This window comes from Pseudoflavonifractor gallinarum (assembly GCF_014982855.1).
GTDB lineage: Bacteria > Bacillota > Clostridia > Oscillospirales > Oscillospiraceae > Pseudoflavonifractor_A > Pseudoflavonifractor_A gallinarum.
Map to the genome: position 1 here is coordinate 85902 of NZ_JADCKF010000003.1, position 17915 is coordinate 103816.

Below are 17915 nucleotides of genomic sequence, written 5' to 3' on the forward strand. Positions count from 1 at the left end.
CGGAATTCGACCAAATCTCTTGCGGCCCGTGCGCCGGTATGGTAGGATAAGACCAGAATCTGACATAGGAGGGACTGCGATGAAGCAGGACATGATCGTCATTCTGGATCTGGGCAGTGAAGAGAACCCTCGACTGGCCCGGGAGATCCGTGCCCTTGGCGTGTACAGTGAGATCCATCCCCATGACATCACGGCGGAGGAGCTGGCCGCGCTCCCCAACGTGAAGGGCGTCATTCTCAACGGCGGCCCCAACCGCGTGGTGGACGGCGTGGAGATCGACGTCTCCAAAGAGATCTACAATGCCCCTGTTCCGGTCCTGTTGGCCGATCACGGGGGAGACGCCCCCTGGCCCGCCGATCCGGAGGAGCGGAAGGCCGCTCTTTCCAACTTCGTCTTTGGGGTCTGCGGCGCTCAGGCCAACTGGAATATGGAGAACTTCATCGCCGATCAGGTGGAGCTCATCCGCCGGCAGGTGGGAGACAAGAAGGTCCTGTTGGCCCTCTCCGGCGGCGTGGACTCCTCGGTGGTGGCGGCGCTGCTCATCAAGGCCATCGGCAAGCAGCTGACCTGCGTCCACGTGAACCACGGCCTGCTGCGCAAGGGGGAGCCTGAGCAGGTGGTCAAGGTGTTCCGGGATGAGATGGACGCCAACCTCATCTATGTGGATGCGGTAGACCGTTTCCTGGACAAGCTGGCCGGTGTGGCCGACCCCGAGGAAAAGCGGAAGATCATCGGCGGGGAGTTCATTCGGGTCTTTGAAGAGGAGGCCCGCAAGCTGGACGGTATCGACTTCCTGGCCCAGGGCACCATCTATCCCGACATCATCGAGTCGGGCACCAAGACCGTAAAGGCGGTGAAGAGCCACCACAATGTGGGCGGACTGCCGGAGGACCTGAAGTTTGAGCTGGTGGAGCCCCTGAAGATGCTCTTCAAGGACGAGGTGCGCGCCTGCGGCGCCGCGCTGGGTCTGCCCGATTCCATGGTATACCGTCAGCCCTTCCCGGGCCCCGGCCTGGGCGTGCGCTGCCTGGGCGCCATCACCCGGGACCGGCTGGAGGCCGTCCGGGAGAGCGACGCCATCCTGCGGGAGGAGTTTGCCCAGGCGGGCCTCCAGGGCAAGGTGTGGCAGTATTTCACCGTGGTGCCCGACTTCAAGTCGGTGGGCGTGCGGGACAATGTGCGCACCTTTGACTGGCCGGTGATTCTGCGTGCGGTCAATACCGTGGACGCCATGACCGCCACCGTAGAGGACGTGCCCTTTGCCCTGCTGCAGAAGATCACCCAGCGCATCACCTCCGAGGTCAAGGGGGTCAACCGGGTGCTCTACGATCTGACGCCGAAGCCCAGCGGGACCATCGAGTGGGAGTAACCCAGGCAACCGGAAGACACTGGTTTTCTGAGGCCGGATTCCCTCTGTGGCAACGATTTGGCAACCTCTTTTCATGATTCATAAAAAGAGAGCGAACTGATTTTGCTTGGTCAGTTCGCTCTCTTTTTTGTCATAAATTCTGTTTCAAATCGTATGGGGCTTGAATGGAATCAATCAGCCCATGCGGCTGATGAAATGATAGAGGATAGCCGCCACTTGGACGCGAGTAGCGCTGCCCTGAGGTGCCAGGCTTCCGTTGCCCATACCGGAGATCAACTCCTGCTCCACAGCCCAAGCCATAGCTTGTGTCGCCCAGGCACTGGTGTCGCTGCCATCGGCATAGGCACTCACATCGCCGCTGGATGCAGGCTTGCCCGCATAGTTCCACAGCATCACGGCCAGCTGCTCTCGGGTAAGGATCTCTTCCATATCGCTGCCGTCGGAGATACCCTTCTCCACAGCCCACTGCTGTCCGGCCTCATACCAACTGCCCGAAGAAACAGAGATATCCGCGCCATCGTAGGCGGCCAGCACAGTGACGAGCATAGCCCGGGTCATGGGCTGCTCAGGGGTAAAAGTAGTCTGGCTGGTACCGGAGAAGATCTCCCGGCTAGAAGTAAAGTCAATGTACGCACTGCCCCAATAGCTGTCCTCTACATCCTCAAAACGCTTGCTGTTATCCACGATTTTTACGGTCTCCCCATTTTCCAGAGTGATGGTCACACCGGTCTGGGTGGGGATGGAGTTCTTCACAATCTCCTCGGTCCCATCTTCCTTGATGATGATGGCCACTGTTCCGGGGGTCACGTTGGAGACGGGGATCTCCACCTTAGCCGCGGTGCCGGATGGCAGAATCACGGATACCGTGGGGGCATTCTCACGGTCGTTGGTGGCGGATACGCCGGGCATGTGAAGCGCAACGGCTTCCCCCATCTGGGCGGCATCCTCCACCACGGTAGAGGGCAGGGTCACCTGGGCATCCACCTGGCCGGTTTTATCGGTGGTGACCACAGAGGAAGCACCGTTTTGATTGGATACCGTTGTCTGGCTGGACCCGTCCGGCTTGGTGACGGTCTGAGTCTTGTTGCCCTGGGGATCGGTCGTGGTCTCGGTGACGGTACCGTTGGGCTGGGTCACGATCGTGGTGATGGAGCCATCGGGATGGACCGTGGTTTCTGTCTTATGGTCCGAGCCGGAAGTCCCGCTGCTGGAGCCCCCGCCGGACCCAGCAGAGGAGGTCTTTTCCCACTGGGCAGTGAGCGTCATACTTTGGGTGAGGGAGCAGGGGACGCCCCCCCAGGAAAGTGGTCTCTCCCTCACGCCAACCGGCAAAAGTGTAGCCCGTTTTCTCCAGAGTGGGGAGGATCACAGAGACCGTCTCGACTTCTGTGGTGAGGATGATCTCCTCGCCGAAGTCATTGTCCCGGAGGTCCCAGTTCTGGTCGTTGTCCTGGACAAACTCCAGATAGCTGCCGGACAGGATATGGTTTCCGGTAAAAATAGAGCCGTCCTGATAGAAGGAAATGCTGCTGCCGTTGCGGAGGGTGTTGCCGGTGACGGTCTGGTCATTGCCTGCGATACTCAACTTGGTCCCGTCCAGGGTGTTGCCAGTGAACTGGCCCTGGGGAGCGCAGAGGATCAGGCAGGCACCGCCCTTCAACGTGGAGTTGGTGACGATGAGGGACTCCAGTTTTCCCTCTTTATCATCATAAATGGCATGGGACATGCCGTCAAAGGTACAGTTGTCCACTGTGACGGTCTCATGGTCGTTGTCGGTACCACTGATAAAAATGCCATACGAGAGATCTTTGCCGCTCAAAAGGGACACGTTCTGGAAGACGTCGCCGGAAGCTGCGCCGATGCCGTACCCGTCTGCACTGCCGGTAAGGTCCAATGTAAAATTGCGGAAGGTGTTGCCGCCATTGGATTGGAATGCCTGGGTGTTGAGGGTCAGTACATGGCCATTGCCCTCCAGCGTGATGCCGGAGAGATTGCGGATGGTACTCCAAGTACTGGAAGTGATGTCCCGCAGCAGAGAAATGGTATCGCCGGGCTTGGCGGCCTCGGCGGCTCGGCTCAGATCAGAGTAGGACTGACCGTTGACCTGGGCCACAGCAGGCATATGGATGGTGCAGCCCGCAATATTTACCGTGGCAGGGGGGTGGGCGCCATACCACAGGCTGCCGACATAGCGCTCTGCCTCCAGAATATCCTGCCGGTCCGGGCCACTGTAAATTTCGCCGGTGAATTCGCAGTTCTCCAGGGTGGGCGGAGTTTTGCCGCCGTTGTCCAAAAAGGTGCCGGCAAAGGCGCCGGCATAGATGCGGCCATCCTCCTCGGGGGTGACGGTCTGCCACACCACTACATTTTCTGCAGTGCAGTCCTGGATGGTGTTGCCGTAGTGGAGGATGCCGCTGACACCGCCGATACCGTTATGGGCGCCCTGGACCGTAAGGTCCCGGACCGTACAGCCGGAAGTAACACAGTTTCCTTCCCCCATAAAACCTACAATTCCTCCGGCATATCCGCCGGTGATGGAAACAAAGGAGGTTTCAGCGCCATCTCCCACCACGGAGCAGTCCGAGATGGAAGTATAGCCGTTGCCTAAAATAGCCCCTACATACCAGTAGCCAGAGATCTGTATGCTGCCGGTAACATGGACATTGGTGATCTTGGACTCTACATTTGCATCCCCGCCTACCACTGCGGCTACACGGCCGCTGCCAGTCACATCCACGTTGTGCAGCGTGAAGTTTTTCACTACGCCGCTCTGGGTGGCGCCAAAAAATCCGATGCTAATATTCTTATCTGTATAAGACAGTCCGCGGGTAATCTTCAGGTTGGAAATGGTATGACCATCTCCATCAAAGGTACCTTGAAACTGCTTTCCAGATCCGCCTCCGCCAATGGGAGTCCACTCCCGGTTGCCCAGATTCATATCAGCGCCTAACAGGATAGTCTTACCCTGAAAGCTTTCCCCCTGATTGACCAACTGGGCCAATCCGGCAAGTTCCTCAGGGGTAGAGAGAATGTACTGAGTCTCGGACCCGGTAAACCAAGCTACATCGGCGTTGTCCTTCCAATCGTCGGAGACAGCAGGCGTCTCTTCAGATACCTCAACGCTTTCATCTCCTGCGAGAGCGTTTTCTGCGGAAAGGGCGGCGTTTTCATTGGTCTGGGGACTATTTTCTTCAGACAGAATAGGGGGATTGTCCAAATCCTCCGCAAGTGCCGTAGCCGGAAGCATGGTCAGACACAGGGGCACGACACACGCCATGCTGAGCAGCCGTTTTTTCATAGAATTCCTCCTTTTTACACACGCAGAAAGTAACAATAATCGTTATCTTATTCATTTTAATAAAATTTTTGTAACCAAGAAAGATGGAAAAATATCAAAAGCTGTTACAAAAATTCTGCATATATCGCCGCAATATCACAAAAATCAAGAAAATATTTACTCTCCGGTAAAGATTCACATGTGTAATGCTTTTCTCTGTCCAACGTTTACGGAGTGGGTATCCTTTTCCTTTTCCGAAGGAAAGACGGTTGACTTTCCTCGGAAAAAGGGGTATATTGAATCGCATAAGATGCATCTTATGCGATTCAATATGGGGGAGGGGGAGAATATGATTCAGAATACACAATTCCGCGCGGCTTCTCTGATCGTACAGCTGGGGAACGCCGTGACCTATTATCGAAACCTGAAGATGGAGCACATCGGGCTCACCTCCGTGCAGAGTGACGCCCTGATCGCCGCCTTGCGGAACCCGGGGATCACCGCCGCCCGTCTGAAGGAGCAGCTCCAGCTCTCCCAGTCCACGGTGGCCGGCATTCTTTCCCGGCTGGAGGGCAAGGGCCTGATCGAGAAAAAGGCGGATCAGGAGGATGCGCGGAAAGCCATCCTGACGCCCACGGACCAGGGGCTGGCCCTGGAGATGCCTCTGAAAGAGATCGCCCTGGAGACCCAGCAGTCCCTGGTGGAGGGGATGAGTGAGGCGGAGCAGGAGGAATTCATCCGCCTGCTGGATATCGCTCTGGAGAACATGAACCGTGTCCGCCAGGCACAGCCGTCCGGAGGAAGATAAGCGATGAAAAAAGACAAGGAACTCTTTACCACCATGCCGGTAGGCAGGGCAGTGGCCAAGCTGGCCGTACCTACGGTGGTCAGCCAGATCATCGTTATCCTCTACTCGCTGGCGGATACCTTCTTCATTGGACAGATCGGAGACCCCAACCAGCTGGCCGCTCTCTCGATCACCTTTCCCATCTATACGCTCCTTACGGCGGTCGCCAATCTGTTCGGCATCGGCGCCAACAGCGTCATTGCCCGCAGCATGGGCCAAAACGATGAGGCCACGGCGAAGAAGGCGTCCTCCTTCAGCTTTTGGGGCTCTCTCGCACTGACCGCCGTTTTGTCCATTCTGCTGGCCATTTTCATGCGGCCGGTTCTCTTTTTCTTTGGCGCGGATAACCTGACCTTTGGCTATACCAGCGATTATCTGGGCTGGGTCTTTGTCATAGGCGGCATTCCCACGGTGGCCGGCCTGGTGCTGGGACATCTGGTGCGCGCCGTCGGCAAGACCAAGGAGGCCAGTATCGGTCTCACCCTGGGCGGGGTCATGAACATCATCCTGGACCCGGTCTTTATTTTTGTCTTTCAGATGGATGTGGCCGGCGCGGCGCTGGCTACCATGCTCTCCAACACGATCTCCATGCTGTATTTCTTTGCCGTACTGGCCAAGATCCGAAAGACAACGGTCCTGACCATCTCGCCAAAATATGTTTCTCTGGAGAAAAATGTCTGCTGGGCGTCCCTGGCGGTTGGCTTCCCGGCGGCCATTTCGGTGCTGCTGGTGTCAGTCTCCATCTCCCTGCTCAACGGACTGCTCCTCAGCCATGAGGGCGGCAACATCCTCTCGGCCTCCTATGGCGTGGCCTCCAAGTGCGGTACCATCGCTCTGCACATCAGCATCGGCATTGCCCAGGGCGTGATGCCTCTGATCGGCTATAACTACGGGGCAAAGAACCACAAGCGGGTCCATCAAGTCTGCAATCTCTCTTTCCGGATCCTGCTGGTCTTCTCCCTGATTTTCCTGGCGCTGGTGCAGGTCATGCCCGAGACCATCGTGCGGATCTTTACCCCGGATGCCCAGACCATCGAGGTGGGCGGAGTCTTCCTGGCCCGCTGGTCCTGGTGTGTGGTGGGCATGAGCCTCTTCAATATGTACAACTCCATTTTCCAGGCGGTGGGCAAGTGGAAGACCTCTCTGTTTCTGGCCGTGCTCCGGCTGGGCGTGATCTTCTCCGTGCTGTGCTTCCTGATGGATGCGCTCTTCGGGGTCAACGGCCTGATGTGGGTGCAGGCCATCACCGATACCGCCTCCTGCCTGATTGCAATGGCCCTGTATGCCCGGTTCAAGCAATCGGTGATGCAGGAAGTCATGCACCAGCAGGCGCCCGCCGCCGCGCCGGTATCCGGCAGCCGGATCGTCACCATCAGCCGGGAGTTTGGCAGCGGCGGCAGAACGATCGGCAAAAAGGTGGCCGAAACCCTGGGCATTCCCTGCTATGACAGTGAGCTGATCGACAAAATCGCGGCGCAGAGCGGTCTGGCAAAGGAGTTCGTGGAAAAATACGGTGAGTACGCCCTGTCGGATAAGCTCTATGAAAACGCCCTGTCCAGCCGCGGCCGGGACGGGCAGTCCGCTATGGATAAGATCTGGCTGGCCCAGAAGGAAGTCATTACCGATCTGGCCGAAAAGGGTCCCTGCGTCATTGTGGGACGCTGCGCCGATTCCATTTTGCAGGATCTTGCCGATTGCCTGACCGTGTTCATCCACGCCTCGGATGAGCAGCGGGCCGCGCGCATCGTGTCGGTCTATGGGCAGAGAGAGGAGTCTCCCGCCCAGCGTCTCCACGAAAAGGACCGGAAGCGGAAAGCCTATTACGAGCTCTACACGGGTACCGAGTGGGGCAATGCCGACAGCTATCAGCTGTGTCTGGACAGCGGAAAAATTGGGATCGACAAGTGTGTCAGCATCATCTGTGATCTGTACGCAAGTTAACCGATCGGTGGGAGCATTTGGAACGGGTATTGGCAGAAGCTGTGGGCAAACTACCCCAAAGGGGGAATGTTATGCGCTTCTTGGTTCTCTGCCTCACCTCGCTCGGATCGTTCGGCGCACTGTTTCTGATTGCCAAGCTGATCGGACACAAGCAGATCGCCCAGCTGGATTTTTTTGACTATATCACCGGAATCACGGTCGGGTCCATCGCGGCCGAGATGGCCACCGAGCTGGAAGAGCCGTGGAAGCCGCTGGTTGCCATGCTCCTGTACGGAGGGGTGACCGTGCTGCTGAGCATTCTGTCCAACCGCCTTCCCAGGGCCCGGAAGTACCTCAACGGCACGCCCACCATTCTGATGGATCGCGGAAAGCTCTACCGTGAGAACCTGAAGAAGGCCAAGCTGGATCTGAGCGAATTCATGGTCATGTGCCGCCAGCAGGGATATTTTGACCTTACGAGCATCCAAACCGCGGTGTTTGAGTACAATGGAAAGCTCACTATCCTGCCGGTGAGCAGCCAGCGCCCGGTCACGCCAAACGATCTGAACCTGTCTCCAAAGCAGGAGCAGCTCTTTACCGAGCTCATCATGGACGGCCGAATTCTGGAGGACAACCTGAAACGCATGGGGCTGAATCTGACCTGGCTGGAAAAACAGTTGAAGGAGCGCCGGATAAACTCGGCCAAGGATGTGTTTCTGGCCCTCTGTGATCCGGATTTGAATCTGGTCCTCTTTGAACAGAATCCCGGAAAAAAATAATGGGGCCCACGGCCCCTATACAGCGCGGAAAAAGGGAGCGGCACGGTTGATTCAACCGTGCCGCTCCCTTATCTTATGGATTTGTATTTCTCAGTCACCCTGTCCGGCGCGCTCCACGGCCCCGGCCAGCAGAAGGGCGCGGAAGAGCGCCTCTTCCGGGGTCAGGCGGGCGATGGTCTCGGGCAGGATACCCCAGCCCTCCAGCCGCTCCAGAAGGGAGGCGGAGAGGTGACCGCTCAGATCCAGCCCATCCCGCCGGAGGAGCACCGCCCAGTGGAGGTCGCCCCGGGTCTCCAGGAGGGGGAGAAGCTCCTCGGCCTCCTCCCGCAGCGGGGCGGGGAAGGTGTACGCTTCGCAGTAAATACCGCATTCCTCACCCTCTCGCTCCAGCTGGGCGGAGAAGGCGCGGCTGTCCCATCCGTCCTCCACCAGGAGGAGGGCCAGACCCGGCCGGACTTCCAGGCGTCCGGCTTCCCCGCGCACCCAGGAGAGGACTTCCCGGGCGGCAGCGTTTCGGTCAATCTCCGCCATGTTCGCCCTCCCCGGCGGCCTTGACCGCGGCGGAGCGGTTGACCCACAGCTCCTCCGGGGTATGGGGGCGCACCTTCAGATTCCAGACCAGCAGGGCGATACCCACCAGCGCCGAGGCAAAGCCCAGCATCTGGGAGACCCGGATACCGGTGCCGAAGAAATAGAGGCTGTCGGTGCGCAGACCCTCGATCATGCCGCGGCCCACGCCGTACCAGGCCAGGTAGCTGTAAAACATCTGCCCGTCAAACTTGCGCCAATTCCGGGCAATGAGAATGAGCAGGACCAGTCCCACCAGATTCCAGAGGGACTCATAGAGGAAGGTGGGGTGGACCTCCTTGTAGACCTCCACGCCATTGACCACCTCGGTGATCCCCATGCGCCAGGGGAGGGTGGTCTCGCCGCCGTAGGCCTCCACGTTGACGAAGTTGCCCCAGCGGCCCACCGCCTGCCCGATCAGAAGGCCGAACACGCCCAGGTCGGCAAAGGCCAGGAAGGGGATGTGCCGTTTCTTGCAGAAGACCAGGAGGGTGAGGGCCGACGCGATCACGCCGCCGTAGATGGCCAGGCCTCCATCCCAGATCCGGACCATTTTGGCAAAGTCCAGGGAGCCGTCGGCGGTGCGGAACAGGTCCAGATAGAAGATGATGTAGTAGAGCCGCGCCCCCAGGATGCCCAGGGGAACGGCAAAGAACAGCATGTCCAGCAGGTCGTCCTCCTGGATGCCGAAGCGCTTGCTGGCCCGGGTACAGTAGGCCACCGCCAGGAGAAAGCCCGCGGCGATGATGATCCCGTACCAGTGGATGGGCCAGCCAAAGATGGAGAAGGGGATGGGATTGAGGTCAAAGGAGAGCCCCAATCCCGGGAATGTGACGATCTGACTCATGCCTGCGCTTCCTCCTTGGGCCGGACCACGGCCAGGGTGGAGCGGGCAGGGACGCACCAGGTGCGCAGCGCCTCCTCCACGTCGGCCTTGCCGATGGAGTCAAACACAGCGGGGAAGTCCAGGTAATCCACGCCCGCAAAGTGGCTCTGGGCCTGCTCGATGCAGACGTGCTCAAAGGAGTTGAGGCTCCGGACCATGGCGCCGTAGAGAGCCTTTTTCAGCCGCAGGAAGAGGGCCTCGTCCACCCCCTCCTCGCTCAGGCGGCGGGCCTCCTCCAGAAGGGCGTCCCGCACGGCCTCGGGAGAGCGGCTCTCGCCGCCCGCGGCCAGGAAGGCGCAGCCCGGATAGGCCTCAAAGCTGCTGCCGAAATTCTTGTTGATGAGCCCCTCCCGGTAGAGCCGGGCATAGAGGGGGCTGGAGGAACCGGCCAGGACCTCGCTGACCAGAGTGCCGATCAGCTCCCCCCTGAGGTGCTCCGGCCCCTGGGGGAGGGGGTCGGCCTTAAAGCCCAGCTGGAAGATGGGGGTGGAGACCTCCATGCGCAGCTCCTGCACACTGTGGGCCGCGTGGGTGGGCTCCGGTCCGCCGTAATCCCGGGGGATGTCGGAGAGACCATCTTTGGGGAGGATCTCCCGGGCGAGCCGCTCCACCTGCTCCGGGTCCACATCGCCCGCCACGCACAGCACCATGTTGGCGGGATTGTAGAAGGCCTTGTGGCAGGCATAGAGGGTGTCGGCGGTGATGTGGGAGATGGACTCCCGGCTGCCCGCCACCGAGAAGCGGATGGGATGGTGCTCATACAGGCCGGAGAGCAGGTGGATGAAGACCTGCCACTCGGGGTCGTCCTCGATCATCTGGATCTCCTGGCCGATGATGCCCTGCTCCTTCTCCACACTCTCGGGGGTGAACCAGGGGACCGAGACAAAGGAGAGGAGGGTCTTCAGATTCTCCTCAAACTTCTCGGTGCACTCAAAATAGTACCCGGTGATGGCCGAGCTGGTGAAGGCGTTGGGGGAGGCGCCGTTGGCCGCCAGATCCTGAAGGGCGTTGCCCTCCTTGGTGTCGAACATCTTGTGCTCCAGAAAATGGGCCACACCGGCGGGGGTCTCCTGCCAGGTCCCATCCAGCTGAAAGCGCATATCCATCCCGCCGTAGTTGGTGGCGAAGAAGGCGAAGGCCTTGCGGAAGCCGGGCTTTACATTGACGTAAATGGGCAGGCCATTCTCGAGCCGGGTGTGGAAGAGGGTCTCTCCCACCCGGGAATAGATCGTTTTTTCCATGTGCATCACGCCTCTCTTCCTTTCAGGAAATAGATGGTGTCCAGCTGAAGGGAGGAGAAGGCCGCCACCACCTGCTCCCGGGTGACTTCCTCCACCCGGCGGGCCAGGGCCTCCGGGTCCTCGGTGAGACCGGCCACCGCCTGTCCCAGCCAGAAATCCTCCAGCCGGGCCTGGGCGTCCATGGCGCTATGGAGGGCGCTGACCACCGAGCGGCGGGCACCCTCCAGCTCCCAGTCCTCAAATGCGCCCTTCCGGCAGGCCTCCAGCTGGGAGAGGATCTCGGCCCGTGCCTCGCCCACCTTGTCAAACTCCACGCCGGAGGAGACCAGCATCACGCCCTTGAGCTTCTCCAGCTGGGAGCTGGCGTAGTAGCACAGGGAGAGCTTTTCCCGCACATGCAGGAAGAGACGGGAGGTGGTGGTGCCGCCGAAAATGGCGTTGGCCAGCAGCAGGGCGGGGTAGTCCTCGCTCCACACGGTGGAGCCGGTACGCAGGCCCATGGTCAGCTTGCCCTGGGTGACGTCCAGGGACTCCACCACCTCGCGGGGCTGCGCGGGGGCCTCCTTGGCGGCGGGTCGGGGCAGGGGAGTGCGCACTCCATCGGTGGGGAGCTGGGAGAGAGCGGCACGCAGGGCGTCAGCCACACGCTCCGGCTTGGCCGAACCGCAGTAATAGAGCTCCATGGGAGCGGTACGCAGCAGATCCTGGTAGCGCGCCCAGAGGCTCTCTGGCGTGATGGCCCGGGCAGAAGATTCGTCGCCCAAACGGTCCACGCCGAAGGGCTCCCCGGCGCACATCTCCCGCTTGAGCCGCAGAAGGGCATAGCTGCGCTTGTCGTTGACCTGGGCGCGAATGCGGTCGATCAGGTTCTGCCGCTCACTGTCGGTATAGTCCCGGCGGAACACCCCCTGTTCCGTGCAGGGACGGAGCAGGAGCTCCCCCAGCAGACCGGCGGCCTTCTCCAGGATGGCCGAGCCGTCCAGGGTGTAGGCGTCGTCCAAGAAGCTCCCCAGGAAGCCCACGCACTGGGTCTCGCCCCGGGTGCGCACCACCGGCTCGATGGAGCCGCCGTACAGCTCGTCCAGCGCGGCGGACAGGGACTCCATGTCCGGGTGCTCCTGAGTGCCCCGGCGGAGAACCGAGGGGACCAACGCGTTGCAGGCCGCCGTGGTCCGGTCCAGCGGGGCCAGGAAGGACGCCCCCAGCACGCAGGATTTGAATTTTTCGGTATGGACCGCCGTCAGATGGACGCCGGGAAAGAGTTCACTTCGTGTCAATTCGGCCATAGGCCACCATTCCTTTCTTTGGGAGCCGGAGAGAGGCGCGGCGGGAGATTCCCGTCTTCCTCTTAGGCTCTCACAGAGATCAGCACTTTATCATACCATATTTTAGCGGGGCTGACACCTCCATTCCGGAAAATTTACGGTTTGTTTCTATTTTTCCCCTCTGGAGAGGAGCGCGCAGAGAAACAAAAAATCCGGACAGGCTGTCATACTGGTCCGCTCCCCCTCATAGAATGTGCCAGAACTCCATTCCAAAGACAAGGAGCGTGAACAAGATGGCGGCACAGCATCAGCAGGACCCCGCCGAGCGGTTTGGGCAGACAGCGGCGCTGCTTCCGGCGTGGCTGCGCACTCCCCTGGAGCGCCTGCCCCGCAGCGAGCAGGCCCGCATTGAGGAGATCCGCCTCCGTGCGGGACAGCCGGTGACGGTCTCCGGTCCCGCCGGGGAGCACGGTGTCCCGGGCGCGGAGGAGGCGGTCCGTCCCGCGGATCTCTCCCTTATTCTGGAAGTAGCGACCCGAGCCTCGGCCCACACGGCCCTGGACCGGGTCCAGAACGGATTTGTCACCGTCCGCGGGGGACACCGCATCGGCCTGTGCGGGACGGCGGTCCTCCGGGAGGGGGCAGTACATAATCTGCGGCAGCTCTCCTCCCTGTGTATCCGGGTGGCCCGGTCGGTCCCCGGCGCGGCGCGGGAGGTGCTGGGTCAGGTACGGGACGGGCAGGGTGTGAAGGGGACCCTCATCCTCTCGCCCCCCGGGGGCGGAAAGACCACCCTGCTCCGGGACCTGATCCGCGCCCTCTCCGACGGGGAGGGCGGCACGGCAATCCGGGTGGGTGTGGCCGACGAGCGCAGCGAGCTGGCCGCCCTGTGGGAGGGGATCCCCCAGCTGGATGTGGGCCGCCGCACCGATGTGCTGGAGGGCTGCCCCAAGGCCGAGGCTCTGATGATGCTCCTGCGGGGGATGAATCCCCAGGTGCTGGCGGTGGATGAGATCACCGCCCCCGCCGACGTGGCGGCCCTGGAGCACGCGGCCAACTGCGGCGTGTCCCTCCTGGCCACCGCCCACGGCAGCGGGTTGGAGGATCTGCGCCGCCGCCCCCTCTACCGGGGGATGCTGGAGCGGAACATTTTTTCGCAGGTCATTTTGATCCGGCGCAATGGGTCGGGGCGTAGCTACGAGGTGCTCCCCCTGGGGGACGGGCTATGCTGAGTCTGTTGGGCGCGGCGCTGGTGACCGCGGGGACCGGGGCCATCGGCTTTGGGGCGGCGGCTCAGCTGGGCCGACGGGTGGGGGAGCTGCGGGCCATGGTCACGGCGCTGGAGCTGATGGAGCGGGAGCTCTCCTTCCGCCTGACCCCCATCCCGGAATTGCTGGATGAGCTGTCCCGGCGCACGCCCCTCCCCGCCCGGCCCCTGTTCGCTCGGTGCCTCGGGGGCCTGGACCGCCTGGGCGAGGAGAGTCTGGGGCAGATCTGGACCGCTGCGGTGGAGGATACCCTTCCCGACCTGCGGGGAGAGGACCGGGCCATCCTGGCCGAGCTGGGCCAGGTGCTGGGCCGTTTTGACGGAGATGGACAGGGGCAGGCCGTGGGACAGGCCCGCCTGCGCCTTTCCCATCAGCTGGAGGGCGCGGAACGGGAGCGGGACAGCCACGGGAGGCTCTATGGAGCGTTGGGGGTGACGGCGGGAGCCTTTTTTGTCATCCTGCTGCTTTGACGGGGAGAGAGGAAGTAGAACTGCATGGATGTGGATTTGATCTTTAAAATCGCGGCCATCGGCATTTTGGTGTCGGTGCTCAACCAGGTGCTCATCCGCTCCGGGCGGGACGAGCAGGCGACCATGGTGACCCTGACCGGTCTGGTGGTGGTGCTGATGCTGGTGGTGCAGCAGATCAGCGCCCTCTTCGACCTGGTCAAGACCCTGTTTGGACTGTGATGGCCCATGGACGATATGGTAAAGGTGGCAGCCCTGGCCATCACGGCTGCCCTGTGCGCCTGCGTGGTCAAAAAGCAGGTGCGGGAGCTTGGGCTGGTCCTGGCTCTGGCGGCGGGCGCCCTCATTCTGGGGATGGCCTTCCGGGCGCTGTCCGGTCTGGGGATGCTGCTGGACAGCCTGAGCGGGCTGGCCGGGCTCTCTCCGGCGGTGCTCTCCCCGGTGCTCAAGACGGTGGGGATCTCTATTCTCACCAAGATCACCGCCGAGCTCTGCCGGGACGCGGGGGAGGGGGGCATCGCCTCCTTTGTGGAGACGGCGGGGGCCGCCATGGCCCTGTGCGTGTCGGTCCCGCTGCTGCGCTCCGTGCTGGACACGCTGAGCGGGCTCTTTTAAATCTGCTGGTGACGGTGTTCTGTCTGACCCTACTGTTCTCCCTGCTTCCGGCGGCCCGGGCGGCCGACACGGAGGAGGTGCTGGAGCAGCAGGCGGCCGCACTGGAGCTGGACGAGCTCCAGGACGCCGCGTCCTCCGAGCTCTCCGGCCTGGATCTCTCGGAGGGGGTGGACCTCAATGAGGGGCTGACGAAAATCCTGGATACCGGGAGCGGCGCGGTGCCCGGCATTCTCCGCAAGGCGGTGCGCAGCGGCGTGCTGCTGCTGGCGGTGGTGGTGCTGTGTGCCCTGGTGGAGGAGCTCTCCAAGAGCGTGGGCGCATCGGGCGAGCTGGACGCCGGGGCCCTGGTGGGCGCTCTGTCGGTGACCGCGGTGGCGGTGGCCGACGTCCACGCCCTGGTGGGCATGGGCCGGGAGGCGCTGGAGCAGATGGGGGGCTTTTCCAAGGTGCTGCTCCCCACCATTACGGCGGCCGCGGCCGCCAGCGGCGCACCGAGCGGTGCAGCCGCCCGGCAGCTGGCCACCATGCTCTTCTCCGATGTGCTCCTCACCCTGATCGAGCGGCTCCTGCTGCCCATGGTATACGCCTATGTGGCGGGCTGCACCGCCTATGCCGCCCTGGGGAACGAGGGGCTCAAACGGGTGGCCGACCTTCTGAAATGGGCGGTGCGGTCCATTCTGACCGGGGTGCTGCTGACCTTTGTGGGCTATCTGACCGTGAGCGGCGTCATCGCGGGAAGTGCCGACGCCATGACCCTCAAGGCGGCCAAGCTGACCATCTCCGGCATGGTGCCGGTGGTGGGGGGCATCCTCTCCGACGCGGCCGAGACGGTTTTGGCCGGGGCAGGTATTTTGCGCAATACGGTGGGGGTCTTCGGGATGCTGGGGGTGCTGGCCCTGTGCGTGGTGCCCTTTTTGCAGCTGGGGGTCCACTACCTGGTCTACAAACTGACGGCGGCGCTGGCCGCTACTGTGTCGGGCGGACGGATGTCCGCGCTCATCGACCGGATCGGCGGCGCCTTTGGACTGGTGCTGGGGATGACCGGAGCCAGCGCGCTCTTGCTGCTGGTGTCGCTGGTCTCGGCCATCACCGTTACGATGGGAGGTGGATAGCGGTGCTGGCATGGATCAAAGCCTGGCTTCTGGGCATCACCGCCGCGGCCCTGCTGGTGGCGGCGGCCCAGAGCCTGATGCCCGGCGGCGCCGTCCGCCGGGTGGGACGGCTCACCGGCGGACTGGTCCTGCTGCTGGCCGCCCTGGGTCCGGTGCTGACGCTGGACCAGGACGCCCTCTCCCGGGCGCTGAGTGAATACCATCTCCCGGTGGAGGAGGTGGAGGCCTTTCAGAACAACAGCGCAGATGTGCTCCAAGCACTCATAGAGGAGAAGGCGGTCGCATATATTTCGGACAAGGCGGAGGACCTGGGCATCGCATGCTCCGTCGCTGTGGAGACCCGGGCGGGGGAGGGCGGCTATCCCGTCCCCTATCAGGTCACCGTGGCGGGAGCGCTCAGCCAGCAGCAGCGCCAGGCGCTGACCCGGCGCATCGAGGCGGACTTTGCCATCCCGGCAGAGCGCCAGATCTACCAGAAAGCGGAGGGAGTGACATGAGAGAGCTGGATCTTGCGGGCTGGGGGAAGCGGATTCCCGGCCTGCTGAGCAAATACCGCTATGTGCTGCTGGTGATCCTGGCGGGCGTGCTGCTTTTGCTTCTGCCCGGCGGGGAGGAGAAGGAGAGCGTGCCCACCTCCGGTGCGGGGGTGACTGCGAGCCTGGATACTACCGCGGAGCTGGAGCACAAGCTGGAGCAGGCCCTCTCCCAGATCGAAGGGGCGGGAGAGGTGACCGTGGTGCTCTCGGTGGAGGCCGGGACCAAGCAGATCTGGGCGGAAGACCGGAAATCCGAGGTGGACGCCCAATCCCGAAGCGAGGAGGAGAGCACCGTGGTCCTCTCCCGGGGCAGCGGGAGCGAGGAGGCCGTCCCGGTACAGCAGATTTCGCCCCGATTCCGGGGCGCGCTGGTGGTATGCTCAGGGGGCGGGGATCCAGAGGTGCGCCTCTCCCTGGTGGAGGCGGTTTCCGCCCTGACGGGGCTGGGTTCCGATAAAATTTCGATTTGTAATGGAAAGTGAGGAAAATGAGTATGAAACTGTGGAAACGCAATGCGGTGGTGGCCGCCATCGTCCTCTTTGTGTGTGTGGCGGTCTATCTGAACTGGTCCTATAATCAGGAGAGCGCCGACACGGGGAAGGTGCTGGGACAGGCGGCTCTGGTGGGCGGACAGACTAACGACCCGCTCCTCTCAGCCGGAACCGAGGGGGAGACCGCCGAGCACAGTGTCTCTCCCGCCCCCAGCGCCAGCGCCGCCCCCACCGTGAGTGAGGAGGAGAGCGGGTATTTCGCCTCCGCCCGGCTCAACCGCCAGCAGGCCCGGGACAGCGCGCTGTCCATCCTCCAGCAGTCGGCCGAGAGTGAGACCGCGGACGAGACCATGAAGCAGGAGATGACCGCCGCCATCGAGACCATGGCAGACTTCACGGTCTCCGAGGCCCAGGTGGAGAATCTGGTCACCGCCAAGGGGTATACCGACTGCGTGGCCTTCCTCAATGAGAACAGCGCCAGCATCGTCGTGGCCGCCACCGAGGAGGGCCTCACCGACGCCGACGTGGCCCGGATCACCGAGATCGTCACCGGGGAGACCGGTCTGGCGGCCAGTCAGATCAAGATCATCGAGGCTGAGCCCTAAGGCACCGGCACAGTTTCAAAAAAATCTGTTGGTATTTTCCGGCTTCTGTGGTACAATACCAAAAAGAGCAACAACTTTGGAGTTGTACAAAAAAGGAGCGTGACCTGCAATGGCCGATGCAAGAGAATACGTTTCCCGTCCGGACGAGCTGGGAAATATCCATATATCGGAGGAAGTCCTGGCTGTCATTGCCGCCGCCGCCGCCCTGGAGACCGAGGGCGTGGCCAGCCTGGCCCCCAATCTGGGTTCCGACCTGGCGGAGCTTCTGGGCAAAAAGAACCTGTCCAAGGGTGTCCATATCGCTGTGAATGAGTCCAGCGTCAGTGTAGAGGTCTCCATCTTCCTGAAATACGGCTATACCATCCCCGAGGTGGCCAAGGCCGTACAGGAGGCTGTGTTCAGCGCCATTGGAAATACCAGCGGACTGCATGTGGAGTGCGTGAATATCAATGTGGGCGGCATCGCCTTCGAGCGGGAGCTGAAAAAGGCCTAAATATCCAGAGCAAAGACACGCGGGTGAGATCCCAGGATCTCTTCCGCGTGTTTTTCTGCGCCGGAGGAAAAGAAAGGGTTTTCTTTTTGAGGGTTCCTGTGTATAATAGAGTGGATATTATGGATATGAACCGAAATTTTATTGACCGGGCCAGGCGCCCGGATTGGAGGAATCACG

19 protein-coding genes are annotated in these 17915 nt (G+C 61.8%); 13 read left to right on the forward strand and 6 right to left on the reverse strand.

The features are described from left to right. The first annotated feature begins 79 nt into the window (after positions 1-79). A complete protein-coding gene (guaA, locus tag INF37_RS04140) occupies positions 80-1369 on the forward strand; it encodes a glutamine-hydrolyzing GMP synthase (protein WP_101693027.1) in 1290 nt (429 codons plus the stop codon). Positions 1370-1543: 174 nt separating this feature from the next. Here guaA and INF37_RS04145 read toward each other — a convergent pair whose 3' ends face one another. Beyond that, positions 1544-2635, reverse strand: coding sequence for an S-layer homology domain-containing protein (locus INF37_RS04145; RefSeq protein ID WP_193536611.1), 1092 nt, complete (start codon positions 2633-2635; stop codon positions 1544-1546). Then, on the reverse strand, positions 2550-4667 hold the full coding sequence (locus INF37_RS04150; RefSeq protein ID WP_193536613.1) for a M26 family metallopeptidase: 2118 nt from the start codon (positions 4665-4667) through the stop codon (positions 2550-2552). The genes INF37_RS04145 and INF37_RS04150 overlap by 86 nt, the downstream gene beginning before the upstream one ends. Before the next feature lie 328 nt (positions 4668-4995). Here INF37_RS04150 and INF37_RS04155 point away from each other — a divergent pair, with 328 nt between their 5' ends. From INF37_RS04155 to INF37_RS04165, 3 genes are all read left to right on the forward strand, one after another. Then, on the forward strand, positions 4996-5454 hold the full coding sequence (locus tag INF37_RS04155) for a MarR family winged helix-turn-helix transcriptional regulator (protein ID WP_193536615.1): 459 nt from the start codon (positions 4996-4998) through the stop codon (positions 5452-5454). A 3-nt stretch (positions 5455-5457) separates the two neighbouring features. Further along, entirely contained in the window at positions 5458-7434 is a 1977-nt protein-coding gene (locus INF37_RS04160; RefSeq protein WP_101693031.1) for an MATE family efflux transporter, read from the forward strand. Between the two features lie 71 nt (positions 7435-7505). Next, the gene (locus INF37_RS04165) at positions 7506-8192 is read left to right on the forward strand and encodes a YetF domain-containing protein (protein ID WP_193536617.1); all 687 of its coding nucleotides are present in this window, start codon (positions 7506-7508) and stop codon (positions 8190-8192) included. 90 nt (positions 8193-8282) lie between these two features. On the opposite strand, the gene INF37_RS04170 is transcribed toward INF37_RS04165, so the two are convergent. From INF37_RS04170 to yfmF, 4 genes are read right to left on the reverse strand one after another with little or no spacing between them, the layout of a single operon-like run. Next, a complete protein-coding gene (locus INF37_RS04170) occupies positions 8283-8723 on the reverse strand; it encodes a hypothetical protein (RefSeq protein WP_193536619.1) in 441 nt (146 codons plus the stop codon). Continuing rightward, positions 8710-9606 (reverse strand): prolipoprotein diacylglyceryl transferase, encoded by an 897-nt coding sequence (gene lgt / locus INF37_RS04175; protein WP_101693034.1) that lies wholly within the window; start codon positions 9604-9606, stop codon positions 8710-8712. Before lgt ends, INF37_RS04170 begins: the two co-directional genes overlap by 14 nt. Next, positions 9603-10886: an EF-P 5-aminopentanol modification-associated protein YfmH gene (yfmH, locus tag INF37_RS04180; protein ID WP_101693974.1), complete on the reverse strand. Its 1284-nt coding sequence runs from the start codon at positions 10884-10886 to the stop codon at positions 9603-9605. The genes lgt and yfmH overlap by 4 nt, the downstream gene beginning before the upstream one ends. 5 nt (positions 10887-10891) lie before the next feature. After that, positions 10892-12172 (reverse strand): EF-P 5-aminopentanol modification-associated protein YfmF, encoded by a 1281-nt coding sequence (yfmF, locus tag INF37_RS04185; protein WP_193536621.1) that lies wholly within the window; start codon positions 12170-12172, stop codon positions 10892-10894. A 272-nt stretch (positions 12173-12444) separates the two neighbouring features. On the opposite strand from yfmF, the gene INF37_RS04190 reads away from it, so the two are divergent. From INF37_RS04190 to INF37_RS04230, 9 genes are all read left to right on the forward strand, one after another. Further along, complete coding sequence (locus INF37_RS04190) at positions 12445-13383, forward strand: stage III sporulation protein AB (RefSeq protein WP_193536623.1); 939 nt, start codon at positions 12445-12447, stop codon at positions 13381-13383. Then, positions 13377-13889, forward strand: coding sequence for a stage III sporulation protein AB (locus tag INF37_RS04195; protein ID WP_193536625.1), 513 nt, complete (start codon positions 13377-13379; stop codon positions 13887-13889). The genes INF37_RS04190 and INF37_RS04195 overlap by 7 nt, the downstream gene beginning before the upstream one ends. Before the next feature lie 24 nt (positions 13890-13913). After that, complete coding sequence (gene spoIIIAC, locus INF37_RS04200) at positions 13914-14108, forward strand: stage III sporulation protein AC (protein WP_101693038.1); 195 nt, start codon at positions 13914-13916, stop codon at positions 14106-14108. 6 nt (positions 14109-14114) lie between these two features. Further along, positions 14115-14501 carry a SpoIIIAC/SpoIIIAD family protein gene (locus INF37_RS04205; RefSeq protein ID WP_101693039.1) on the forward strand — a complete coding sequence of 129 codons (387 nt, stop codon included), beginning with the start codon at positions 14115-14117 and terminating at the stop codon, positions 14499-14501. After that, positions 14444-15613, forward strand: coding sequence for a stage III sporulation protein AE (locus tag INF37_RS04210; RefSeq protein ID WP_328821022.1), 1170 nt, complete (start codon positions 14444-14446; stop codon positions 15611-15613). Before INF37_RS04205 ends, INF37_RS04210 begins: the two co-directional genes overlap by 58 nt. Positions 15614-15615: 2 nt before the next feature. Next, positions 15616-16110, forward strand: a complete 495-nt coding sequence (locus INF37_RS04215; protein WP_193536627.1) for a stage III sporulation protein AF — start codon at positions 15616-15618, stop codon at positions 16108-16110. Continuing rightward, positions 16107-16631 (forward strand): stage III sporulation protein AG, encoded by a 525-nt coding sequence (locus INF37_RS04220; protein ID WP_186964279.1) that lies wholly within the window; start codon positions 16107-16109, stop codon positions 16629-16631. Before INF37_RS04215 ends, INF37_RS04220 begins: the two co-directional genes overlap by 4 nt. 11 nt (positions 16632-16642) lie before the next feature. After that, a complete protein-coding gene (locus tag INF37_RS04225; protein WP_186964280.1) occupies positions 16643-17245 on the forward strand; it encodes a SpoIIIAH-like family protein in 603 nt (200 codons plus the stop codon). Between the two features lie 109 nt (positions 17246-17354). Then, positions 17355-17738: an Asp23/Gls24 family envelope stress response protein gene (locus INF37_RS04230; protein WP_101693043.1), complete on the forward strand. Its 384-nt coding sequence runs from the start codon at positions 17355-17357 to the stop codon at positions 17736-17738. Positions 17739-17915: the final 177 nt, after the last annotated feature.

Coding starts and splice junctions, on each gene's coding strand:
- guaA (WP_101693027.1), top strand. CDS start 80: ATGAAGCAGGACATGATCGTCATTCTGGATCTGGGCAGTGAAGAGAAC.
- INF37_RS04145 (WP_193536611.1), bottom strand. CDS start 2,635: ATGACGCTCACTGCCCAGTGGGAAAAGACCTCCTCTGCTGGGTCCGGC.
- INF37_RS04150 (WP_193536613.1), bottom strand. CDS start 4,667: ATGAAAAAACGGCTGCTCAGCATGGCGTGTGTCGTGCCCCTGTGTCTG.
- INF37_RS04155 (WP_193536615.1), top strand. CDS start 4,996: ATGATTCAGAATACACAATTCCGCGCGGCTTCTCTGATCGTACAGCTG.
- INF37_RS04160 (WP_101693031.1), top strand. CDS start 5,458: ATGAAAAAAGACAAGGAACTCTTTACCACCATGCCGGTAGGCAGGGCA.
- INF37_RS04165 (WP_193536617.1), top strand. CDS start 7,506: ATGCGCTTCTTGGTTCTCTGCCTCACCTCGCTCGGATCGTTCGGCGCA.
- INF37_RS04170 (WP_193536619.1), bottom strand. CDS start 8,723: ATGGCGGAGATTGACCGAAACGCTGCCGCCCGGGAAGTCCTCTCCTGG.
- lgt (WP_101693034.1), bottom strand. CDS start 9,606: ATGAGTCAGATCGTCACATTCCCGGGATTGGGGCTCTCCTTTGACCTC.
- yfmH (WP_101693974.1), bottom strand. CDS start 10,886: ATGGAAAAAACGATCTATTCCCGGGTGGGAGAGACCCTCTTCCACACC.
- yfmF (WP_193536621.1), bottom strand. CDS start 12,172: ATGGCCGAATTGACACGAAGTGAACTCTTTCCCGGCGTCCATCTGACG.
- INF37_RS04190 (WP_193536623.1), top strand. CDS start 12,445: ATGGCGGCACAGCATCAGCAGGACCCCGCCGAGCGGTTTGGGCAGACA.
- INF37_RS04195 (WP_193536625.1), top strand. CDS start 13,377: ATGCTGAGTCTGTTGGGCGCGGCGCTGGTGACCGCGGGGACCGGGGCC.
- spoIIIAC (WP_101693038.1), top strand. CDS start 13,914: ATGGATGTGGATTTGATCTTTAAAATCGCGGCCATCGGCATTTTGGTG.
- INF37_RS04205 (WP_101693039.1), top strand. CDS start 14,115: ATGGACGATATGGTAAAGGTGGCAGCCCTGGCCATCACGGCTGCCCTG.
- INF37_RS04220 (WP_186964279.1), top strand. CDS start 16,107: ATGAGAGAGCTGGATCTTGCGGGCTGGGGGAAGCGGATTCCCGGCCTG.
- INF37_RS04225 (WP_186964280.1), top strand. CDS start 16,643: ATGAAACTGTGGAAACGCAATGCGGTGGTGGCCGCCATCGTCCTCTTT.
- INF37_RS04230 (WP_101693043.1), top strand. CDS start 17,355: ATGGCCGATGCAAGAGAATACGTTTCCCGTCCGGACGAGCTGGGAAAT.